This is a genomic window from Nocardia donostiensis (assembly GCF_002081715.1).
In the GTDB taxonomy this organism is placed as follows: domain Bacteria; phylum Actinomycetota; class Actinomycetes; order Mycobacteriales; family Mycobacteriaceae; genus Nocardia; species Nocardia donostiensis.
In genome coordinates, this window is the sequence record NZ_MUKP01000004.1 from 24495 (window position 1) to 47176 (window position 22682).

Annotated in this window: 21 protein-coding genes; 11 read left to right on the top strand and 10 right to left on the bottom strand. The window is 67.5% G+C overall.

Annotated features, from left to right (window positions below; translation table 11 throughout):
• The first annotated feature begins 23 nt into the window (after positions 1-23).
• Complete coding sequence (locus B0T44_RS03680) at positions 24-1814, top strand: acyl-CoA dehydrogenase (RefSeq protein ID WP_077116408.1); 1791 nt, start codon at positions 24-26, stop codon at positions 1812-1814.
• Between the two features lie 40 nt (positions 1815-1854).
• Positions 1855-2460, top strand: coding sequence for a TetR/AcrR family transcriptional regulator (locus B0T44_RS03685; protein WP_245839205.1), 606 nt, complete (start codon positions 1855-1857; stop codon positions 2458-2460).
• Positions 2461-2824: 364 nt separating this feature from the next.
• Here B0T44_RS03685 and B0T44_RS03690 read toward each other — a convergent pair whose 3' ends face one another.
• From B0T44_RS03690 to B0T44_RS03710, 5 genes are all read right to left on the bottom strand, one after another.
• Positions 2825-3412, bottom strand: coding sequence for an NAD-dependent epimerase/dehydratase family protein (locus tag B0T44_RS03690; protein ID WP_077116406.1), 588 nt, complete (start codon positions 3410-3412; stop codon positions 2825-2827).
• A 98-nt stretch (positions 3413-3510) separates the two neighbouring features.
• Positions 3511-3798 (bottom strand): hypothetical protein, encoded by a 288-nt coding sequence (locus B0T44_RS03695; protein ID WP_175647994.1) that lies wholly within the window; start codon positions 3796-3798, stop codon positions 3511-3513.
• 234 nt (positions 3799-4032) lie between these two features.
• Positions 4033-5019, bottom strand: a complete 987-nt coding sequence (locus B0T44_RS03700) for an NAD-dependent epimerase/dehydratase family protein (protein WP_077116404.1) — start codon at positions 5017-5019, stop codon at positions 4033-4035.
• Between the two features lie 102 nt (positions 5020-5121).
• Positions 5122-7689: an MFS transporter gene (locus B0T44_RS03705; RefSeq protein ID WP_077116403.1), complete on the bottom strand. Its 2568-nt coding sequence runs from the start codon at positions 7687-7689 to the stop codon at positions 5122-5124.
• An 11-nt stretch (positions 7690-7700) separates the two neighbouring features.
• Positions 7701-8186 carry a MarR family winged helix-turn-helix transcriptional regulator gene (locus B0T44_RS03710; protein WP_077116402.1) on the bottom strand — a complete coding sequence of 162 codons (486 nt, stop codon included), beginning with the start codon at positions 8184-8186 and terminating at the stop codon, positions 7701-7703.
• A 254-nt stretch (positions 8187-8440) separates the two neighbouring features.
• Between B0T44_RS03710 and B0T44_RS26930 the strand changes: the two genes are divergently transcribed.
• A complete protein-coding gene (locus tag B0T44_RS26930) occupies positions 8441-8992 on the top strand; it encodes a DUF8020 domain-containing protein (protein WP_077116401.1) in 552 nt (183 codons plus the stop codon).
• Positions 8993-9099: 107 nt separating this feature from the next.
• Here B0T44_RS26930 and B0T44_RS03720 read toward each other — a convergent pair whose 3' ends face one another.
• A complete protein-coding gene (locus B0T44_RS03720) occupies positions 9100-10287 on the bottom strand; it encodes an MFS transporter (RefSeq protein WP_077116463.1) in 1188 nt (395 codons plus the stop codon).
• A gap of 57 nt (positions 10288-10344) precedes the next feature.
• Between B0T44_RS03720 and B0T44_RS03725 the strand changes: the two genes are divergently transcribed.
• The 3 genes from B0T44_RS03725 (at position 10345) to B0T44_RS03735 (ending at position 12552) form a co-directional block, all read left to right on the top strand.
• The gene (locus B0T44_RS03725) at positions 10345-11082 is read left to right on the top strand and encodes a helix-turn-helix transcriptional regulator (protein WP_077116400.1); all 738 of its coding nucleotides are present in this window, start codon (positions 10345-10347) and stop codon (positions 11080-11082) included.
• A gap of 313 nt (positions 11083-11395) precedes the next feature.
• Positions 11396-12184 carry an SDR family NAD(P)-dependent oxidoreductase gene (locus B0T44_RS03730; RefSeq protein WP_077116399.1) on the top strand — a complete coding sequence of 263 codons (789 nt, stop codon included), beginning with the start codon at positions 11396-11398 and terminating at the stop codon, positions 12182-12184.
• 29 nt (positions 12185-12213) lie between these two features.
• On the top strand, positions 12214-12552 hold the full coding sequence (locus B0T44_RS03735; RefSeq protein ID WP_077116398.1) for a hypothetical protein: 339 nt from the start codon (positions 12214-12216) through the stop codon (positions 12550-12552).
• 114 nt (positions 12553-12666) lie between these two features.
• Here B0T44_RS03735 and B0T44_RS03740 read toward each other — a convergent pair whose 3' ends face one another.
• Both B0T44_RS03740 and B0T44_RS03745 read right to left on the bottom strand, forming a co-directional pair.
• On the bottom strand, positions 12667-12939 hold the full coding sequence (locus B0T44_RS03740; protein ID WP_245839206.1) for a hypothetical protein: 273 nt from the start codon (positions 12937-12939) through the stop codon (positions 12667-12669).
• Positions 12940-13268: 329 nt separating this feature from the next.
• The gene (locus B0T44_RS03745; protein ID WP_077116397.1) at positions 13269-14456 is read right to left on the bottom strand and encodes an alcohol dehydrogenase catalytic domain-containing protein; all 1188 of its coding nucleotides are present in this window, start codon (positions 14454-14456) and stop codon (positions 13269-13271) included.
• A gap of 186 nt (positions 14457-14642) precedes the next feature.
• Between B0T44_RS03745 and B0T44_RS03750 the strand changes: the two genes are divergently transcribed.
• The gene (locus B0T44_RS03750; protein WP_077116462.1) at positions 14643-16052 is read left to right on the top strand and encodes an MDR family MFS transporter; all 1410 of its coding nucleotides are present in this window, start codon (positions 14643-14645) and stop codon (positions 16050-16052) included.
• 70 nt (positions 16053-16122) lie between these two features.
• Here the strand turns inward: B0T44_RS03750 and B0T44_RS03755 are convergent, their stop codons facing one another.
• Positions 16123-17115 carry a hypothetical protein gene (locus B0T44_RS03755; protein WP_077116396.1) on the bottom strand — a complete coding sequence of 331 codons (993 nt, stop codon included), beginning with the start codon at positions 17113-17115 and terminating at the stop codon, positions 16123-16125.
• 481 nt (positions 17116-17596) lie between these two features.
• Between B0T44_RS03755 and B0T44_RS03760 the strand changes: the two genes are divergently transcribed.
• The 4 genes from B0T44_RS03760 to B0T44_RS03775 all read left to right on the top strand — a co-directional run bounded on the left by B0T44_RS03760 (position 17597) and on the right by B0T44_RS03775 (position 21819).
• Positions 17597-18778, top strand: a complete 1182-nt coding sequence (locus tag B0T44_RS03760) for a DoxX family protein (RefSeq protein WP_077116395.1) — start codon at positions 17597-17599, stop codon at positions 18776-18778.
• A 315-nt stretch (positions 18779-19093) separates the two neighbouring features.
• The gene (locus B0T44_RS03765) at positions 19094-19594 is read left to right on the top strand and encodes a DUF3558 family protein (RefSeq protein ID WP_077116394.1); all 501 of its coding nucleotides are present in this window, start codon (positions 19094-19096) and stop codon (positions 19592-19594) included.
• 166 nt (positions 19595-19760) lie between these two features.
• On the top strand, positions 19761-20981 hold the full coding sequence (locus tag B0T44_RS03770) for a PucR family transcriptional regulator (protein WP_077116393.1): 1221 nt from the start codon (positions 19761-19763) through the stop codon (positions 20979-20981).
• A gap of 61 nt (positions 20982-21042) precedes the next feature.
• Complete coding sequence (locus B0T44_RS03775) at positions 21043-21819, top strand: M50 family metallopeptidase (RefSeq protein WP_077116392.1); 777 nt, start codon at positions 21043-21045, stop codon at positions 21817-21819.
• A 43-nt stretch (positions 21820-21862) separates the two neighbouring features.
• Here the strand turns inward: B0T44_RS03775 and B0T44_RS03780 are convergent, their stop codons facing one another.
• Positions 21863-22639 (bottom strand): siderophore-interacting protein, encoded by a 777-nt coding sequence (locus B0T44_RS03780; RefSeq protein ID WP_077116391.1) that lies wholly within the window; start codon positions 22637-22639, stop codon positions 21863-21865.
• Between the last annotated feature and the right edge of the window lie 43 nt (positions 22640-22682).

Sequence of the window (22682 nt, forward strand, 5' to 3'; positions counted from 1 at the left end):
CACGTGTACCGAAAGGGGTGTCGATGCGGTCTACCTTGCTGTCGCGGCGGGATCTGGAGTTCCTGCTCTACGAATGGCTCGATGTCGAGGCATTGACCGAGCGGGAACGCTACAGCGAGCATTCGCGGGACACTTTCGACGCGGTACTCGACCTGAGCGAACAGCTGGCCACCGAGTACTTCGCCCCGCACAACAAACGCAACGACGCCTCCGAACCCACCTTCGACGGTGAGCGGGTCACCCTCATTCCCGAGGTGGGCCGGGCGCTGTCGGCGTTCGCCGCGGCCGGTTTACCCGGCGCGAGCATGGATTACGAACTCGGCGGCACCCAGCTGCCCACCGCGGTCGCGCAGGCGAGTTTCGCCTGGTTCCACGCGGCCAACCCCGGTACCGGCGCCTACCATTTCCTCACCGTCGCCAACGCCAACCTGCTCAGCACCTACGGTAGCGCCGAGCAGGTGGAGCGGTTCGTGAAACCGATGCTGACGGGGCGGTTCTTCGGCACCATGTGCCTGTCGGAACCGCAGGCCGGATCGTCGCTGGCCGATATCGTCACCCGCGCAGAACCGCGCGAGGACGGCACCTACCGGCTGTTCGGCACCAAGATGTGGATCTCCGGCGGCGATCACGAACTCGGCGACAATATCGTGCACCTGGTGCTGGCGAAGATCCCTGGCGGGCCGGCGGGCACCAAGGGGATATCGCTGTTCGTAGTACCCCGATTCCTGGTCGGGTCCAACGGCGAGATCGGTGAGCGCAACGATATTGCGCTGGCCGGGCTCAACCACAAGATGGGATTCCGCGGCACCGTCAACACTGTGCTGAACTTCGGTGAAGGCCGGTGGACGCCGGACGGCGAGGCGGGCGCGGTCGGCTATCTGCTCGGCGAACCGCATCGCGGCCTCAGCTACATGTTCCACATGATGAACGAGGCGCGGATCGGGGTCGGGCTGATCGCCGCCGCACTCGGCTACACCGGCTATCTGGAGTCCCTCGATTACGCGCGCACCCGCCCGCAGGGCCGCACCAAGGGTGCAGGCGATCCGGCCGCGCCGCAACGCCCGATCGTGGAGCACGCCGACGTCAAACGCATGCTGCTGGCGCAGAAGGTTTACGCCGAAGGCGCGCTGGGACTGGTGCTGTACTGCGCGCGGCTGGTGGACGAGCAGCGCACCACCGATTCCGACGACGAGCGCCGTACGCTCACCCTGCTGCTGGACATCCTCACCCCGATCGCCAAGAGCTGGCCGTCGCAGTGGTGCCTGGAGGCCAACAGCCTGGCCATCCAGGTGCTCGGCGGTTACGGCTACACCCGTGAATACAACGTCGAACAGCATTACCGCGACAACCGCCTCAACCCGATCCACGAGGGCACCCACGGTATTCAGGGCCTGGATCTGCTGGGCCGCAAGGTGACCCAGCACGGCGGGGCGAGCCTGCGCGAACTCGACAGCCGGGTCCGAGCCACTATCGCGGCGGCGCGGAAGGAAGACGCGAACGAGTTCGCCGACCCGCTGGAGGCATCGTGGGAGCGGCTGGTGCAGGTGACCGCGAGCCTGTTCGCCTCCGGCGATATCGAACGCGCGCTCGCCAACAGCTCGGTTTACCTGGAGGCGTTCGGGCATATCACGCTCGCCTGGATCTGGTTGGAGCAGCTGCTCGCCGCCCAGGGACGCGAGGGCGACTTCTACTCCGGCAAACGGCAGGCCGCGCGTTTCTTCTATCGGTATGAGCTGCCCAAGACCGGTCCGCAACTGGATCTACTCGGCGAACTCGACACCACCACACTCGAGATGCGCGACGCCTGGTTCTGATCTATTTAGATACATCTAGCATACGGTGTATCATTCATCGGTGACGACCAGCCCCAGTACGCGCCGCCCGCCCGGCCGCCCAGCCTCGGCCACCCGCGAGGAGGTCGTCGCACTGGCCCGCCAGGCATTCCTGGCCGGCGACCGCGTCGATATCCAGGCCATCGCCGCCCGCCTCGGCCTCAGCCGTGCCTCGATCTACCGCTGGTTCGGCTCCCGAGACGGCGTCCTCGGTGCCGTACTGGCCGGGGAATTCGAAGCGCTCATCGAACGCGCCGATACCCGCCGCCGCAGTTCCGGCGGCCAGCGCATCCTCGACGTCCTCGACCGGGTCAACCGCTGGATGGCGGACAACGAGCCTTTTCGTCGCTATTTCGACAACGAACCCCTGGCCGGTCTGCGCATCCTCACCACCGCCGACGGCCCGGTCCAACCCCGGGTTGTCGCCGCCGTCGCGGAACTCATCGCCCGCGCCGAAGACGACGACGACTACTTCCCGCCGCTCGAACGCTCCCTACTGGCCTACTCCCTGGTCCGTCTCGGTGAAGCGTTCCTTTACAACGACAACGTCGCAGGCATTCGCGGCGACGTCGACCGCCTGCACCGCGTCCAGTCGGCCCTGCTCGGCCTACCTCCCTCCGGCGCATAGCGACACCGAAACCGGTGCCGTCCTGCCGGGCGTACCGCGCTCCCGAATGGCCGCGCCGATGCGTTCCCGAGTTGCGCGCCGATCACCGATCTCGAGCCGGCGACCGAAATTGGAATCGGCGTGATCTGAAACCGGCAGTCCACGCAAAGGGTGGCGCAATACGGCCGTCCATCTCCGTACGCCCTGTTCACGCCCAATGGTTACGCGGCACGAGCAACGTGGGGCTATATCGGGCTTCCGGTGCCCGGACGCTGATGTCCGCGCCTACGCCCGGCGAACAATCTCGGCCGGTGCGGCGACGTCCAAGAGTGACGGACCAGGCGGCGCCGTGCGGATGACCACCCGGACCTGGGTGCGCGGCGCATCAGCGCTCGGGTGCATCCGCGAGTACGACGACCCCGGTGGGCGCATCCAGCAACGGCACCGTGCGTTCGGCGGCGGCGTCGACGTGGATGCGGGGGTGGTCGGGCAGATCGGTTTCGTAGTAGGTGCCGGGACCGAAGAGTTGGCCGTAGCGGATCACGACACCGCCGATATCGAGTACGGCCTGTTCGTGGCCCGCAATGACCTCACCGCGGCCGGGTGGGTTCCAGGCGATGCTCTGGGCAAGGAAACGGGGCACCGCCGCGGCCGCGGCGGCGGCGATGAGGTTGGCGGTGCCTTCGGTGCGGATACGGGCGTTGGCGGCGGCCAGCTCCTGGATGCGGGAGGCGTCGTCGGGTAGATCGGTGAGCTGGTGCATCACCAGATCGGGACGGAAGCCGACTACCGCCGCGGTGAGGGCCGCCGCGTCGTACACATCGCAGACGACCGGCTCGCCGCCTGCCGCGCGGATCGACGCCGCCCGGCTCGCCGAGCGGGTCGTTCCCGCAACAACGTGCCCGGCCCCGGTCAGCAAGGGCAGCAACCGGATGCCGAGCACGCCGGTCGCACCGGCCAAGAAGATACGCACCCGCCCAGATTAGTGCGAGACAGCTGAGCTCGGATGCTGGAACCCGTGCGACCAACCGGCCGCACGGGCGCACAAACGAATGCGGTGCGGGAGCTGGTTCAGGCCCCGACTATCGCGTTCATGATCGTCCCCGCGCTGGTGGCCACCGCTCCCCCGGCCATGGCGCCCGCCACCATCTTCGGTGACTGTAGGGTGCCACCGCTCCACTTCTCCCAGGCGAACCGGCCGCCACCGTAGGTGATAGCAGTTATCCCGGAGAGCAACGTAGCCCAGGTGAAGTACCTGGACAACTGCATGGCTTTATCAGAGAGGGGCGGCGCTTCCGGAGTCGGATTACCCATCTGCGCCACAACTCCGTAACTGTCGTGCAGCGCGGCGAGAATCATGCTCACGTTCGTGCTCCTTCTGGCGATGGTAGTGATACCTGGGCTGGAGATTCACGAAAGAGCCGGGCGGCACGCGACTGCAGAAGCCGTTGACCGCGTGACGCCTCGGTGTCCGCGGTGGAGAACACAGACGCGATAGATTGAACCCCAGCAAGATCACGACTGGGCGACGACACACCGCGATTTTTCGTCCGTCGGCGTGGCGGGCGGCGTGTCGCGGAACCCGGCCCGTGATCAGCCCAGTTGCCTGCGCACGGATTCGGTGATGGCGGGGCCGACGGGACGCCAGGTGAGGCCGAGGTCGGACAGGGTGCGCGAATCGTCGGTGGGGGTGGCGGCGGTGAGCAGCCACGCCGCCTCGTAGCTGAGGCCTGCGCTCACCGGCAGCAGGCGGGAAACGGCGTCGGTGGCGCGGCCGAGACCACGGAACAGCGGTGCGGGCACCGGGATACGGCGGAAGGGACGGCCCACTGCCGCTTCCAGGAGGTCGACGATCTCGTCGAAAGCCAGCAGATGGCCGCCACACAGGTAACGGCGCGGACCCTGCCCCGGGCGCATCACGGCGGCGTGCACGGCGGCCACGTCGCGGACGTCGATCATCTGCATACCACCGCGTAGGCGCGGGGCAAACCTGGCGCGCACCATCACATCCCAGCCGTTGGCGGTGATACCGGGCTGTTCGCCCAGGCCGGGACCGACCACGCTGGAGGGGTAGGTGATGATCACGGGTGCGCCGGTGGCCTGCAGGGCGCGGGCGATGCGGTCGGCGGTGGATTTGGTACGACCGTAGGCACTGCGGCCCGCAGCGGTGGGGCTGTCGGGGCCGATCACCGGGTCGGGGCAGGGGAACAACGCGCTGTAGCTGGCGACGTGCACGATCGGATCCAGCCCGAGCGCCGCCGCACGAGCCAGCAGTTGACCGGTGGCGTCCACGTTGACTTCCCACATCAGCTGTTCACGGCGGTCGTCGGTGCCGACAACACCGGCCGCGTGCAGAACCGCGTCGCAGCCGTCGAGCAGGGATTCGATGGTGTCGTGGTGGCGGATGTCGCCGACGAGCGTGTCGATGACGCGGCCCGAGTCCGAGGCCGCCTTCGACAACGCCTCGGGTACGGCTTCGTTCGGTTGCACCAGCAACCGGACATCGTGCCCGTCCTCGAGCAGGGCGAGGACGGTGTGGGCGCCCAGGTATCCGGTTCCGCCGGTGACCGCGATCCGCATGGTGTTCCTTTCCGCAGGTGTCTGCAGGGAGCCGCCGACCCCTCGATCGACGACGAGCGAGCGGCCGTGCCCGCCGGACGGAGAGCACGGCCGCTCAGCTGTTCACTGTCCTGCTCGGTCTTCCAGGTCGTATCCGAGCCGTACGTTGTGGGCGACCTCGCCGCCTGCGATGGTGATCCGGCTGCTCACCGGCGGATAACCGCGGGCGACAACGGTGTAGTCACCTGCGGCCAGGTCGGTGACCACATAGCGGCCGTTCTCGTCGGTGAGCGCGGAGGCGGTCAGCTGGCCGGTGGCGTCGAGCACGCTGATCTGTACGTCCGCCACGGCGCGATCGCCGTCGGCGAATGCCGCACCGATCAGGACAGCGTTGGGCTCCAACTCGATATCGTGGTGCAGCAGGCCGCTGTCCGGCACGGTGAGCGTGGTCGCGACCGGACGCATACGGTCCGCGACCGCGACAAGGGTGTAGGTGCCTGCAACCACGCCGTGGCAGGTGTAGGACCCGTCTTCGGAGGAAAGGGCCGAACCGATGACTTCACCGCGCTGATCGGTCACCGTGACCGTCGCACCGGCGAGCGCGGCCCCGCGCGCCGAACGGACCACTCCGGTCACTTCGCCCGATCCCAGCAGGGTGATGTCCACTCGCTGCGCCCGCTGCCCAACGGAAACGTTCACCGCGGCGGGTTGATGCCCGCCCGCCGACGCGATCAGCACATACGAGCCTGCCGCGGGCACGCCGATCCGGTAGTCGCCGCCTGCGCTGCCGTGACCGCGCCCGACCTGCCTGCCACGCTGATCGATCAGCGTGAGCACGGTATGGGGGACAGCCCGGCCGTCCTCGCGATGCACCCGGCCACCGATCGAGGGGCCGCCGTCGGAACCGTCGAGCCCTGGCGAATCCACGGCCATTACCACCCTTTCCGGGGCGCTCAGCTGCGCCCCGCGCTCGGCACCCGAGGGCCGCGCGCCTGCAGCGGCCAGCACCGGTTCCGGCTCGGAAAACACCTCAGCGGCCCCTTCCCACACCTGTGACTTTTCCCAATCGGACTCCGCGGCTTTCGCTGTCTCGGCGTCCGGCTCGTGCACCGCCATCGGATCGTCACGCAACGGAATCTCCTTCATGAACAGCAGCACCACACACGCCAGCAGCACCACCGCGGCGGCTGAGTAGAACACCCCCTGCATGGACTCGGTGAACCCGGTCAGCACCGGAACCCGGATCGCATCGGGCAGGGCCGCGATACCACTGGTGTTGCTTTGGGTTTCGTTGAGCCGGGCGGCGTCGAATCCGGGCGGCAACTGCCCGCCGAACGCGTCGACGATCTTGTTGGGCAGCAGGTTGAACAGAATGGTCAGGAAGATCGCGACACCGAGGGTGCCACCCATCTGCCGGAAGAACGTCGCCGACGCGGTGGAAACGCCCATATCCGAACGTGGTCCGGCGTTCTGCGCGGCAATGATCAAGGTCTGCATACAGCCGCCGAGCCCGAGTCCGATGACCGCACCGTAGGCCAGCGGCTGCCACAGCGGGCTGTCGTAGTGCACCTGCGCGTACAGCACCGCGCCCACCGCGACGACGAAGGCGCCGACCACCGGCAAGATCTTGTAACGGCCGGTCTTCTTGGTGATCTGCCCGGCGATCCCCGAACCGATCATGATGCCGAGCACCAGCGGCAGCATGAGCAGACCCGCCTCGGTCGGCGAGTAGCCGCGCACCACCTGGAAGTACTGGGGCACCATGGTGATCGCACCGAACATGCCGACGCCGATGAGGAAACCGCCGAGGATGACGATGCTGAACGTGGAACTGCGGAACAACCGCAGCGGGATCAGCGCGGCATCTTTCATCAGCAACTCCACCAGCACGAACAGCACCAGCCCGCCCGCGCCGATCCCGTAGCAGATCAGGGATACCTGCGAACCCCAGCCCCATTCGCGGCCGCGTTCGGCAACGATCAACAGCGGGACCACGCAGACGGTGAGCATGATTGCGCCGAGCCAGTCGATGCGATGTTTCTGCCGCCGATGCGGGACATTGAGCACCTTGGCGACCACCACCATCGCGATCACCCCCACCGGGACGTTGACCAGGAACACCCAGCGCCATCCGTCCAGGCCCGCCAGCGATTCATGGTCGGAGAAGAATCCGCCGAGCACCGGGCCGAGTACCGTGGCTGCCCCGAAGACCATCATGAAATAGCCCTGGTAGCGCACACGTTCGCGGGCGGGAACCAGATCGCCGACGATGGTCATCGCCAGCGACATCAGACCGCCCGCACCCAGGCCCTGGAAGGCGCGGAATGCGGCCAGCTGATACATCGTCGTGGCGAAGGTGCAGGCTATCGAGCCGATGATGAACAGCCCGATCGCAACCAGATAGAACGGTTTACGCCCGTAGATATCGGCGAGTTTGCCGTAGAGCGGGGTGGTGATGGTCGCGGTGATCAGATAGGCGGTAGTCGCCCACGCTTGTTCGTCGAAACCGTGGAGGTCGTTGGCGATACGCACGATGGCGACGCTGACGATGTTCTGGTCCAGCGCCGCCAGGAACATACCCAGTAGCAGGCCGGACAGGATGGTCAGTACCTGCCGGTATGACAGGGCCGGGTGCGCCTGGTCGTCCGGTTCCGGTGCGGCCGGGATCCGAGTTGAGGTTGCGGTGGTCATTGTTGTGAGCCCTATTTCTGATCGGCTGGGTGTCGTGGAGTTTTCTCTATCCCGGTATTGAGCCGGTCGATCAGTGCGACCAGGGTGCCGCGATCCTGTGCGGGCCAGTCGGCCAGGATCTCGGCCAGCCAGTGGGCGCGCGCCTCACGGCTACGCTCGAGCACCCGCTCTCCCTCCGCGGTTGCCGCGAGCACACATGCGCGCCCGTCGATCGGATCGGCCCGGCGTTCGACCAGACCGTGTCGCACCAGCGATGCACTCTGCCTGCTGATGGTGGACAATTCGGCGTGCAGTAGTTCGGCGAGTTTCCCTGTACGCTGCGGCCCTTCGTGAACGAGGCAGTACAGCACCGCTAACGCGGGTCGTTCGAGTCCGTCGGGTTCTGGCAGCTGTGCTTTCGCCCGGTTGATCGCGCGCACGAACCGGCTGAGTTGGACGCCGAGACGATCGGCGACGTCGAAATCGGCCGCGCTGATCTCGCCGCGGGCAGCGCACATCGGAACTCACCTTTTTCACCAGCAAACATGATTGGCAACGACAACTAGTTGCTTTGGGCAACTATACGTATCGGGTGTAATTCGTGGATCACCAGGGCCCCGGAGAACATCTGGCAACCAACACCATTGGCGGGCGGTATCGGCAAAAGCATTGTTTCCCACGGGTCGTGCCGCAAGAATGATCCCGAGGCCGAGATCCGGCTTCTTGGGGACCCGCCGGCGCCCAGCGCCGGCAGAACAAGTGGGGAAACATCATGAGAGCCAAGCAATTCGCCGCCGCTGCCATGCTCGCGATCGGCGCACTCGGCGTCAGTACCGGCACCGCGCACGCGGGCCCGGCCGCCCCCGAGGTGAGTGTGCGCGCCGCCGAACAGGGGATCGGATACGTCGCAGCGCCCACCTCCGACGGCACCGGTGTCGTCGCCACACTCGACGCGGGCAGCTTCCGGCTCACCCAGGACGCCACCGCCGTCGTCCTGTCCGACAACACCGGCCGCACCGTCGCCACCCTTCCGCTGGCTGTCCAGGCCTTCGGTCAGACCTCGGCGCTCGCACCCGCGATCTCCGATTCCGGCCGCACCCTGACCCTGACCCCCGTGAACGCTCCGCGCAGCAGCGAGCACATCGCGGAACTGGTCGACGAAAGCGAGACCCTGGCCCGCAAACAGCACAACGCGGGTATCGGCGCACTCATCGGCGCCGGTATCGGTGCGGTGCTCGGCTTCTTCCTCGGCGGTGTCGGCGCCCTGCTGACCATCCCGATCGGGGCGGGTATCGGCGCGCTCATCGGCTACGCCACTCCTTGACCTCCTCCTCACCGGGAACGGTGAGGATTCCTACGCAACCGCACCGGTGATGGGGTCTGTTCGGTGGGTTCCTGCTTCACCGGCGTCTGCCAACACGGGTGCTGGTCTTACGTCGCCTCCACAGCCGGTGCGGCGTCCATCGCGGTTTCAGCTGCCCGCGAGGCGGCAGGATCGCGCAGGGTGCGGAACAGCAGCCAGCTGAGCACGGGCATCACGACCAGCGGGATCAACGCGACCTGCAGGGATGTCGCATCGGCGAGGCGGCCCAGCACGGGACTGGCCAGTCCACCGATGGAGACTGTGAGCCCGAGGGTGACGCCACTGGCGGTGCCGACTCGTGAGGGCAGGTAGTCCTGTCCGAGGGTCACCTGCAGCGAGAACGGCACATACAGCCCGACCGAGGTCAACGCCACGAACAGGTAAACACCCGGGCCCGGTACCCACACCACTCCGGCAATCACAATTGCGGTGAGCACATACGACCACCGCGACACTGTCACCCGGTCCCAGCGCGCGGCCAGATACCCGCCCAGCACCGAGCCGACCACACCGCCGAGGTAGAGCACGAACAACGCCGCCGTGCCCGCGGCCGAGCTCCCACCCATACGCCCGCTGATGTGGAGGGCGATGAAGGTACTCGAGCCGACGAACGCGATCGAGCGAAACACCACCGCCAGTGACATCCGCACGAATGATGCGACATCGTCGTCCCCGGCCGGCGTGAACTCGGCGACCCCGGCGGCCTGGCGCTGCTGCAGGGCACGCAGCACCGGCACGGTTATCGCTGCTCCCGCCAGGGCCGGTAGCAGCAGCAGCGGTGTCCAGTGCAAGCCACCGACCGCGACCGTGGCAGCAACCAGCAGCGGCGCCAGCGCGAATCCGATATTGCCGCCGGTGGAGAAGTACGCCATCGAGGTGTGGCTGCCGCGGCTCGCAGCTCGCGCGATCCGGGCGGCCTCGGGATGATAGGCCGCTACCCCGATCCCCGAGATAGCGGCGAACACCAGGGTGAGCGCATAGGAGCCGGACAGGCCGGTGACCGCGATTCCCGCACCGCCGATCACGGTGCTCACCGGCAACAGCCACGGCATCGACCACCTGTCGGTCAACGCACCGAACAACGGCTGTACCACCGATGACAGCAGTGACGCCGCCAGCACGATCCCCGACACCGCGGCGTAGGTGTAGGCGCGTTCGGCAACGAAGAACGGCACGAGCGCGGCGACCGCGCCCTGGTACACATCGACGCAGGCATGGCCGCTGGACAGCAAAAAGACAGAGGTGTTTCGTCGCACGGACTCCATGCTCACCAGCCAGCAGCTGTCGCACTTCCGATAAACTGACAGTCCGTAATGGAAATCCGCCATCAACCCGCCGCGCCGACCCGCGCCCAGCTACTCGCCCCCGGCGAAGAGATCGACGCGCACCGCCACGACGACCATCAGATCATCTACGCCGGCCGCGGGGTGCTCTCGATCACCACCGGTTCCGGAACCTGGGTCGCCCCCGGCACCCACGCCATCTGGATTCCCGCCGGAACCGCGCACGCCCACCGCGCCTACGGCGAACTCGAACTGCACCTGCTCGGCCTGCCCGCTACCGACAACCCCCTCGGCCTGACCTCGCCCACCGTGCTGATCGTCGGTCCCTTGCTGCGGGAACTGCTCATCGCCTACACCCGCGACACCGGCGACACCCCCGAACGGGCCAGACTGCGCGCGGTTCTGCTCGACCAGCTGCGCGCCTCACCACAACAACCCCTGCACCTGCCCACCTCCACCACACCGCTACTACGCACCGTGTGCGGCATGCTGCTCGACAACCCCGGCGACACCCGCACCCTGACCGAACTCGGCCGCGACGTCGGCGCCAGCGCCCGCACCCTGTCCCGACTGTTCCGCAACGACCTCGGACTGACCTTCCCACAATGGCGCACCCAACTACGCCTGCACCATGCCCTGATACTGCTCGCCGACCGAACCCCGGTCACCACCGTCGCTCACCGCTGCGGTTGGGCCTCGGCCAGCGCCTTCATCGATACCTTCCGCACCACATTCGGCCACACACCCGGTACCCACCTCCACTTCTGAGCTACCGCCCCCATAAGCCCAGCTGTTTGCACAAAGTCGCTCATGGCCAGGATCCAGCGCTCAGTCGCTGGGGCTTCGTCACGCACGGTGCGTTCCCAGACGTGGCTCTGGCGGCGTCCGGCCGGGCGCGAGCATCGGCCCATATTCGACCACGCAGCCTCAGTCCTATGGACCGGTATCACTGACAGTTTCGTGCAGCCTCTCAGCTGGTTCCGATCGGCTTGTCGCCGGGCGTTCATTGCGCGTGTGTAGGCGTCGGGCCTGGCTCACACGGATCAGGTATGACCGCCGCACACCCGGGTAGACGCAGGATATGAGTGACAACCCTCCCCTCGCCTTGATCACCGGAGCGTCCAGCGGGATCGGCTTCGAACTGGCCGATCAGTTCCGCAGGCACGGCTACGACCTGGTGATCGCGGCCGAAGATCATGCGATAGACACCGCGGCGGACTCACTGCGGGCAGCGGGGGCGCGGGTGCATCCGGTGCGGGTTGACCTGCGCGCCGCCGAGGGCGTGGAACGTCTGTATGCGACCGCGACACAGGACGGGCGCCCCCTGGCCGCGGTGGCGTTGAACGCCGGTGTCGGGCGCGGCGGCTATTTCGCCGATACCGATCTGGCCCAAGAACTCGACGTCATCGCGCTCAATGTGCAGTCCACCGTGCACCTGACCAAGCTGGTACTGCCGGGGATGATCGAACGCGATGACGGAAAGCTGCTGTTCACCTCGTCGATCGCCGCACTGATGCCCGGCCCTCGCCATGCGGTGTACAACGCGACCAAATCATTCGTCCAGTCCTTCGCCGAAGCGCTACGCGAAGAGCTCCGCGACCACCACATCACGGTCACCGCGCTACTGCCCGGCCCGACCGATACCGATTTCTTCCGCCGCGCGCGGCTGCTGAGCAGCCGGATGGGCCAGGCGCCCAAAGACGACCCGGCCGAGGTGGCGCGCCAAGGTGTGGACGCGCTGATGCAGGACAAACAGCAGGTCGTCGCCGCCTCACTGGCCTCGAAGGGGATGGGGCTGGCCGGGCGGCTGCTGCCGGATACGGTCAAGGCCAAAGCACACGACGTATTCGCCGGACCGCCGCGGGCGTAACGAACTCCACTCGGCCGAAGGAGAACAGCATGCTTCCGATCGCCACCCGCATCGCATGGGGTACCGCTGCCGCCGCTTTCCTGACGCTCGCCGCCGCCCCGCTGGCCAACGCCTACCCGGCAGGGCCGTGGGGTGTCGAGGGCCCCTGCCGGGGTCTTGCCCCGCACGAATGCCCGGCCATCCCTTCGGATGACGGGCTCACCTGGACCTACGCCGGGCGGGCGCTGCATTACGACAAACTGGGTGTACTGGTCTGTGCAACGAGTGCCGACAAACCGCTGGAGAACATCGTCTGCGAGGGCGCGATGCTGTTGGTCCGGGCGGTACCCCCGACCCCGTTCGGCCAGTTGCTCGGGCCGCAGAGCTGAGTTCCCACGATACAGCTGGCCCCCTGACCACCACGGTGCCCGGTCCCGTCATAAAGCATCTCCTGTGTGCGATGGCGCCGGTGTCCCGGGTTACCGGGCACCGGCGCCATCGGATCAGCCGACGGTCACCGGCTCCGGCTCGGCGGCTGCCCGGGGACGGGTGCGCAGCAACACCAGGCCCAGTGCTGCGGCGGCGACCACGAATCCCGCGCTGATCCAGGCGCCCGTGGACATGGCCTCGGCGAACGCGGCTTTCGCTGGTTCGGCGTACCCGAGTGCGAAAGCGGGGCCGATGGATTCGTGGGCGGCAGCGGGAGCGTCGACGGGCATGTTGGCGGTGAAACCACCGGCCGGGACGTTCCCCAGCAGGGCGATGCTGATAGCCATACCGACCTGCGTCTTCGGACAGGTGTTGCCTGCGCTCGCGTGGGAGAAGGCCTACGGCAATGCCCCGGTCGACACCGACGGGATGATGCGCGTGATGGAACACATGACGCAGGGCTATCCGGAAATGCTCGACGACTACCGCCACACGGTGCCGCGGGACCAGAACGCGGCCCGGGTGATGGCGTTCGATTTCGGACTGCTCTGCGTACTGGACGGGCTCGCCGCACGGCTGCCCGAGCAGCGGGGAACGAACCCGAACCGAGCGATGACCGTGGCGAGCCCGCTCGCAACAGTAGGCACCCCTAGCGGTTCGGAGCGCAGAGCGCGGATCAGGCGGCCGGCTCGAGCAGAATCTTCACCGCTGCGTCGGCCTTGCGCTGGAATGTCGCATAGGCCTCGGGAGCGCCGTCGAGGGGCAGCCGATGGGTGGCGAAACCATCCACGCCCAGCGGGTCGTCGTCGCCGAGCAGCGGCATGATGTCGTCGACCCAGTGTTTGACGTTGGCCTGCCCCATCCGCACCTGGATCTGCTTGTCGAACAGCACCCGCATCGGCATCGGGTCCGCCATACCGCCATACACCCCGATCAGGGAAATGGTTCCGCCGCGGCGCACGATATCGATCGCGTCGTACAGCGCCGACAGCCGGTCGATTCCGGCGGTGTCCATTACTTTGCGCGTGACGAAATCGGGCAGGAAGCCCGCCGACCACTGCGCCAGCGATGTGATGGGGGAACCGTGGGCTTCCATGCCGACCGCATCGATCACCGCATCGGCGCCGCGACCGTGGGTGAGCCCGCGGATGATCTCGCCGAGCGGTTCGTCGATCGCGGTGCGGTCGATGGCCTCGATACCTCGGGCCGCGACCCGCGCCACCCGTTCGGGCACCCGGTCGACACCGACCACGGCGTAGCCCCGGTGGGCCGCCACCCGGCAGCACATATCGCCGATCGGGCCGAGCCCGAGCACGACGAGGAGGCCGCCGTCGGGTACCTCGGCATATTCGACCGCCTGCCATGCAGTGGGCAGCACATCCGACAGGTAGAGGAACCGGTCGTCGGCGGGGCCGGGCGGCACCTTGATATGGGTGTAGTCGGCGTGCGGTACCCGCAGGTACTCGGCTTGACCACCGGGCACCTGCCCGTAGAGCTTGGAATAGCCGAACAGGGCGGCGCCGCTGTGCTGTTCGTGCACCTGGGTGGTTTCGCACTGGGTTTGCAGGCCGTGGGTGCACATATAGCAGTCACCGCAGCTGATCTGGAATGGAACCACCACGCGGTCGCCACCGGACAGCCCCGTCACGGCAGGGCCGACTTCTTCCACGATGCCGATGGTTTCGTGCCCCAGCACGTCGCCCTGGCTCATATACGGCCCGAGTATCTCGTACAGATGCAGATCCGAGCCGCAGATACCGGCAGAGGTGACCTTGATGATCGCGTCGGTGGGTTGCTCGATCCGAGGATCCGGAACGGTCTCCACGGCGACCTTGCGCTTTCCCTGCCACGTCACAGCTTTCATACGTACTCCTCGCCCGGTCGGGTCCGTCTGTCCCCGGGCCTACCCTGGCCCCTGCGGTCGAAACCGAATGGGGCGGCAGCGGACCGCCCGAACCTGCGCTGACCAGCGCTCGAGCGGTACGGGGAATAGCGGCCGCTGCTTTACGTTCGACCCAAGTGGTTAGGTGTACGAACGAAGGGGTTGCCGGTGGTGACCGACGCTGCCCACATCCGGGTCGGACTACGGTCCGAGCGCGGGCCGATCCTCGGCTCCCTGATGCTGTCCACGGGGCTGGTCGCGCTGGATTCGACGATCATCGCCACCGCGGTGCTCACTATTACCGAAAGCCTCGGTGGGTTCGCCCAATTTCCGTGGTTGTTCTCGATCTACCTGCTGGCGCAGGCGGTCACGGTGCCGATCTACGGCAAGATCGCCGATATGGTCGGCCGCAAACCGGTCATCCTGTTCGGTATCGCGGTCTTCGCGGTGGGGTCGCTGCTGTGTGGGCTGGCGGGCAGCATGCTGGGGTTGATCATCTTCCGCGCGATCCAGGGCGTCGGGGCGGGCGCGATCCAGCCGATGACCATGACCATCGCCGGAGACCTGTACACGCTGGCCGAACGCGCGAAGGTCCAGGGCTATCTGGCCAGTGTCTGGGCGCTGTCGGCGGTGGCGGGCCCGCTGTTGGGTGGAGTATTCGCCGAGTACCTCAGCTGGCGGTGGATTTTCCTGATCAATATCCCGCTCTCGGCATGGGCCGGGTGGATGCTGCTGCGGCATTTCTCCGAAACCGCGCCCCGCCAGCGCACCCGTGTCGATTATCTAGGCGCGGTGCTGCTCACGCTCGGCGCCGGGGCGCTCATCCTCGGGTTGCTCGAAGGTGGGGAGGCGTGGGCATGGGATTCCCCGGTGAGTATCGTCATCTTCGCAGGCGGTGCGCTGGTGCTCGTCGTCTTCGCGCTGGTGGAACGGCGAGCTGCGAACCCGGTCCTACCGCTGTGGCTGTTCACCCGGCGGGTGGTTGTTGCCAGCAGTCTCGTTTCGCTGCTGGTCGGCGCGCTGGTGCTGGGCCTCACCTCTTACGTGCCGACCTTCGCCCAGGGCGTGCTGGGTACGGGTGCGCTGGTGGCCGGTCTGACGGTGGGTGCGCTGACGCTCGGCTGGCCGCTCGCCGCGACGAACGCGGGCAGGGTCTATCTGCGGATCGGGTTCCGGGCGACCGGTCTCATCGGCGGTGCCCTGGCCACCATCGGCGCGGCGAGCACGCTGTTCATCACCGAGAACTCCACCGTGTGGCAGATAGCGGCGTCATGTTTCGTGATCGGCGGCGGCATGGGCTTGATCGCCACGCCGACGCTGATCGCCGCCCAGACCAGTGCCGAATGGAATGAGCGCGGCGTGGTCACCTCGGCGAATATGTTCGCCCGTTCCATCGGCAGTGCGGTGGGTGTCGCGGTGTTCGGCGCGCTGGTCAACTCTCGGGTCGACGCCGACCAGCCCGCGCCCGCGGCACTGGCCGACGCCGTGCACCTGGTGTTCATCGCGGTCACCGTGATGGCGGTGACGGTGCTGCTGGCCGCGGCGGCGATGCCGCGCCGCACGACAACCACCGCCTGATATGAGCTGCGCTACTGCGCTGGTCCGTGCTGGGTGCGCGGGTCGGCCGCGCACCCAGCACGGCAAGCGGTCATCCGGCTGCCGGAAGCACCTCGACGAGTTCGGCGGCATCGAATTCGATCACCTGCCGGACCCGGGAATCGGCGACCGGACCAAGATCGGCGACGACGACGCCATCGTTGTTCGTCACCGATTCGACGACCGCCTCCAGGGGGCTGCCGTCGGTGCCTGCAAGGCGGATGCGGTCACCGACAGCGAGGGCGTCTGCGCGGACGCCGTCGTCGGTGCGGCGCGGACTGTACACACCGCAGTAGGTGCGGCCGGCCATATCGCCGACACCGCGCTGAGCGATCGTCCACCACACCGGATTCGTGCTGTCGCCCGCGTTGCGCCGATGCCAGCGCAGTACCCGGTCGCGCCCGGCTTCGGCGGCTGCGCGACTTTCGTGCACCGAAACATGCCGTTTCACCGGCGCGCTGCGCGGTTTCACCGTGCCTTCGGCGCCGTCGACGACGAGCACCCAACTGGCGGATACGTCCTGGTCGAGAGCGGCACGCACCCTTTTGGCCAGGCCGTGGCCGGGAGTGGCGCCGAGTCGGTCGGCGACTTCGGCGAGGTTTTCGGCCAACCCGAGCGCCCGCAGGAATTCGGCGACCGCCAATTCGGCCGTGCCGAGTCGCTGCGCCAGCACCGGCATCGGCGTCCTGTCCCGCCACGCCGCCCTGGCCAGATGCTCATGCTCGGTGAGCCACAGCGACGACGCGCTGTGGGTGTGATGTTCGACCACCACCGACCACCAGTCCCAGTCCGGTTCGGCCGCCAACCGGTCACGGATCCAGCTCGCCCGCTCACCGGCACGCACTTTCTCACCCGGGGGCACGAAGTTGCGCAGCACCGCTTGCACGGCCGTCGGCGTGCGACCCAGTTCGGCCGCGATCGCGGGCAGTTCGACACCTGCCCGCAACCGAGCCTCGATCACCCGGTACTCCGATTCCCGCCACGACGCACCGTGCTGCCGCGGCGGCAGCAACTGCTCCTGCTTGATTTCACCCGTCCAAGTCATCACAGAACCCCCGTTCCTGATGCGCCGACGAAACCTGAAAGCATTGCACAGCAACGTCTTTCATGGTCTCCGCCGACTGTTTCCTACCCTGTGAAGGATACTCGGGGGGTCTGACAGAAACGGGCCGCGCGCAGGCCGACGCAGGCATGAAATCCGCAGCGCGCACCGGTGGACCGGCATTCTCCTACGGCAAGGTTGTCAGCGTCAACGGCAGCTCTGATGAGCCGCCGTGTCTCCGCGTAACTTGCCCGGCCCCCGTCCCTACAACTTGGATCCCCCACCATACGGTCGACCTTTTCCTTGAAACAGGGCATGAGCTCTGAGGGCTGTCCTCGTTGCGTCGATCTCCGGCCGGAACCACCCCCTCTATGCGCCCGCTGTTTCCCGGTGCCGATGCCGGGTACGCGGGGACTGGCCTGGTCTGGACCGCGATGTCCTGCCGGAACAGGATCGACAAACACCGAGGAAAGGGGTTCACGCCATGCTGATACGCCGGCTTGCCCGCCCGCTGCTGGCGAGCACGTTCGTGGTGGACGGAGTCCAAACCCTGATGCATCCGGACTCCCGGGTCAAAGAGGCATCGACGCTGGTGCGCCAGGGTGAGCAGACGTTGCCCACCGAGGTCGCGGCGAAACTGCCGTCCGACCCGAGCACGCTGGTCAAGGTCACCGCTGCCACCCAGGTTGCGGGGGGAACGCTGCTGGCGCTCGGCAAGGCGCCGCGCCTGGCCGCGCTGGCGCTGGCGGCCACGGTCGTCCCGGCGACGGTCACCGAGCAGAACTTCTGGTCCGAATCCGATCCGGAGCGCAAGAGCGCCAAGCGGACCGCTTTCCTCAAAGACGTCGGCCTGCTGGGCGGGTTGATCATCGCCTCGGCCGATACCGCGGGCAAACCGTCGCTTGGTTGGCGTGGCCGTCGCGCCGCGCACACCACGGCGGCCACGGTAAGCGGGGCGCTGCCGTTCGCCGGCACTAAGAACGGTACGGGCGAGGCGTTGCTCGAGCAGTTGCAGCACGCCGCGGACCGCGGCCGGGAACTGGCGGGCACTGCAGCGACGAAGGGCGCAGCGCTCGCCGAAACAGCGCAGCAGCGCGGCCCGGGCTGGGCCGAAACCGCCAAGAGTCGCAGCGCGGAATTGGCCGAGGTTGCCAAACACCGCGGAGCCGAGCTGGCCGACGTCGCCAAACACCGCGGCGCGGAGGTCGCCGATGTGGCCAAACATCGGGGCGCCGAGTTCGCCGATATCGCCAAACAGCGTGGCAGCGCGCTTGCCGAAACCGCGCAGCATCGGGGGCCGGAGTGGGCCGATGTCGCCAAGCACCGCAGCGCCGCCCTGGCCGCAGCCGCGCAGCAGCGCGGCCCGGTATGGGCCGATCTGGCCAAACACCGCGGTGCGGAGGCCGCCGAGCGCGCCAAGCATCGCGGCGCCGCGCTCGGTGAGGTGAGCAAACACCGCGGCCGGGCCAAGAGCGAGCAGGCTTATCAACGCGGAGCCGAATGGGCTGATCTGGCCAAGCATCGTGCCGCCGAATTCGCCGACATCACCAAACATCGTGGTGCGGCGATCGCCGAAGCGGCGCAGAAGCGGGGCACCGAGCTGGCGGAAACGAGTCCGTCCGCCGCGCGCGGCAAGAAGCGGTGGGGCAAGTCGAAGCGGTGCTGATCGGGCGTCACCCTGCCACAACTGCTCAGGCTGTCGCCGTGGGCGCCGCAGATCGCCGCCGGTGGCGCACAGCACCGCCACAGCCTGCGGCGAACCCGGACGAACTGGACACAACCCGATGAGGACCCTGCGGGATTGCCGCCGGAATGCGGTGTGATCGCGGGGTTTTCGTCGTATCCGCTGCGCAGACCCAGTGGTCGTCACAGGCCCGCCGATCCCGGAACCTCGAGGCGCAGCCACCTACCGCGTCGGAATCGACTGTGACAGCGCACAAGACGGATGCGCCGGAACGCTTGCGGCCGTTAGCATCCGCCCATGATCCGCCTGGCCGCCATCCTGATCACCGCGGGCGTTGTCGTTACCGTATGCGGCTGCGCCGAGCCCGTGTCACCGGAGCCGGAGCCTCCTGCGTCCTGGGATCCTTGCACCTTGCCCGATGCGCTGCTGGAGCAGGCCGGTTTTGCCGCCGCATCCCGACGTAAGGACGTCGCTGCCAACACCGGGTGGGCCGGCTGCGGTTGGAGCAGCGACGATGCCGCGGTGCGGGTGCTGTTCGCCGACGGTGTGCCACTGGCGCAATTGCGCGCAGGCGACGAGGTGCGCGACCCCGCCGATATCACTGTCGCGGGTCGTGCGGGGCTGCGTTTCCGCACCGGCGACGACGATCCGGGCGCCGCGTGCAGTGTCGCGCTGCCGACCGGCACCGAGGGTCTGGTGCGCATCCGCATCGACCGCTCGCCCGGCGCACCGGGCGAGCGCGCGTGCGCGCGCGCCGAACGCACAGCGGCCGTTCTGGTGCCCGCGTTGCCCCGGTGATCAGCCGCTGAACTGGGGGCACCCAGCTCCACTGTGACCGCTCACAATGGTGTGCGGCTGCCGGTCATCGCCGCTCCAGTGACGGCTGGAAAGTGTTCGACGCCCGATACCGGATAGCTACCGTGTACCGGCAGTGACGCATATCTCGGGGGCAGAAGGAGTCAGCATGACCGTCGACAGCGTGGCCAGGACGAAATTGACCGTATCGGGGCAACCGATGTCGGCGCCGCTACAAGACGTCCGGACGTTGTCGCGGCATATGGTCGGCCATTTCGTGGAAAACGTCGTGCCGTGCGGCACCCTGCCCGGCGATGCCATCTCCGGCGATGTCACCACCATCACCCGTGTCTGTCTGGAACTCGCGGTGAGCGTGCTCGACGGCCAGGACATTCCGGAAAAGACCCGCCGCCTGGAGAACGCCGCGGCGGGTTGGGCGCGGGAAGGGGTGCCGATCGACACCATTCACCACGCCATCCACGAGGGCTTCAAGCTCGGATTGGATCTGGTGGTGTCGAATGCGACGGTCACCGACTACTCCAACCTGGTCGACGGCGCGAAACTGGTTGTGGAGATGCTGGACCGGGTGACGGTGTCGATCTCCATGGCCTATGTGCGCGAACTGCGTTCGGTGGTCAGTGAACACCATACGGCCGTGCACACCCTCACCTCCGCGCTGCTGGGTGGGCACAGCACCTCCACCATGGCACGCGAATGCGGTATCGAGATCGCCGCAGCGTATCGGGTGCTGGCGGTAGCGATTCCGGCCCATCCCGACGAAGCGGTGCCCGCCCTGGACGGCAAGGTCGTCGCGCGGCGGAAACTGCGCAGGGTGCAGGCCGAATTGGCGATCCGCTGCGGTGACACCGCGCTGTCGCTGCTCAGCGTCGACGGTGGCACCGTCCTGCTGCCCGCACAGGCGCGCGCCGACGATGCGCTCGACGAACTCATCGCCCAGTTGTCGAAGGCGGCGCAGGTGCCGATCACCGCGGCGGTGGTGGAATCACCCACCGCGCAGGTCCCTTCGGCCGCCGACCAGGCGCATGAACTGCTGGATATGGTGCAACGCCTGCGTTGCGTGCCCGGCCTGTACCGGTTCGACGATATGGCGCTCGAGTACCAGCTGACCCGCCCCGGCCCCGGCCGCGAATACCTGGGCTCGCTGCTCGATCCGCTCGACGATCACCCCGAACTGCTGGAAACCCTGCAACGCCATATCAGCAACAACCTCAACCGTCAGCGCACCGCCCGGCTCATGCACATCCACACCAACACCATCGATTACCGGCTCAAACGGGTCGCCCAGCTGACCGGTTTCGACCCCACTCAGCCATCGGGGCTGTGGTATCTACGTTCGGCTCTGGTAGCGCGCAGCTATCGCACGAACTGACCGGTCGATGCGGTGAATATCCCGGCGGGCGCAACCCCCGCCCGCCCGATAGGGTGCGGCGGTGGACACAGCGCAATTGGTCGAACGCGGCAGCTCCATCGCCGACCGGCTCACGACGACGCAGGCGGCGCCGCCGTCCTGGCTGGTGCTTGGCGCCGCCGCAGTGGCGCTGCTACTGGTCACCTACCGGCCGCTGTGGCGGCTGACCCGCAATGTGGTCACCATCGCGCACGAAGGTGGGCACGCGCTGGTGGCTTTGCTGACCGGGCGCAGGCTCAACAGCATCACCTTGCATTCGGATACCTCCGGCCTGACCGTCTCTAGCGGTAAACCGTACGGGTTCGGCATGGTTCTGACCGCGCTGGCCGGTTACCCCGCTCCCCCGCTGATCGGCCTCGGATTCGCCGCGCTGCTGGGCGCGAACCGGATCACCCTCATGCTGTGGATCGCCATCGCCGCGCTGGCCGCGATGCTGATCATGGTCCGCAATGTGTACGGCGTGCTGTCGGTATTCCTCACCGGCGCCCTCGTTTTCGGGGTGTCCTGGTTCGGTTCGGACACCCTGCAGGCCGGGTTCGCCTATCTGGCGACCTGGCTGCTGCTGTTCGCGGGCAGCAGGCCGGTGCTGGAGTTGCAGCGCACCCGCTCCCGGCTGCGGGACGGCACCACCGATGCCGACCAGCTCGCCCGGCTCACCCGCCTGCCCGGGCTGCTGTGGGTGCTGGTGTTCGGCGCGATCGCGTTGGCCGCACTGGTCATCGGGGCGGGGCTGCTGCTGTCGGCGACGGCCGGGATCTGCCTGCCCATCCCCCAGGGTGGTGCCTGCCCGGCGACCTGACGCCGGGCAGGCACGCGAGACCTGGTTCAGCGGGGGGCACGGCTCACCTGCCGGTTTCGGCGGAGGCCAGTTCTTTCTTCCAGACCCGGAACCCCTCTTCGGTGCGGCCGCGACGCCAATACCCGGAAATGGAGGCGAATTCCGCGGGCACACCACGCTCCTTGCGGATATAGGGACGCAGATTGTGCATCACCGCCTGCGCCTCACCGTGGATGAACACACCCGCCTGTCCCGGCAGCCACGCGGCCCCGCGCACGGCCGCGATCAGCGGGGCATTGTCGCCGGCCCGGTCGTCGCCGACCTCGTGCGCGGCCGCGCCGCGGTGGATCCAGGTGACGTCGACCAGCGCCTTGGATGCGAAAGCGATCTCGTCGCCTGCGTCGGCCACTTCGATGAACACCTTCGCGGGCGCGCCCTCCGGCAATGCCTCCACGGCCGCGGAGATGGCAGGCAGGGCCGATTCGTCACCGGCGAAAAGGTGCCAGTCGGCGTCCGTACGCGGAGCGTATGCGCCGCCGGGACCGTACATCGTCACCTGCTCACCCGGCTGCACCGTCGCAGCCCACGGTCCGGCGATACCTTCGTCACCGTGCACGACGAAATCGATGGCTATCTCGCGGGCGGCGGTGTCCACCGAGCGCACCGTGTAGGTGCGCATCACCTCACCGCCTGGCTGGTCGAACAGCAGCTTGACGTAGGCGTCGGTGAAGTCGTTGGGGGTGAAATCGTCGAATCCGGGGTCACCGAGATACACCCGGACGAAATGCGGGCCGAGCCGCTCGGTGCGCGACACGGTCAGGGTCGTGCGCTTCCTGGCCATCAGATCTCCCTCACGAGTTAGGTTCCCCTAACCGAACGTACCA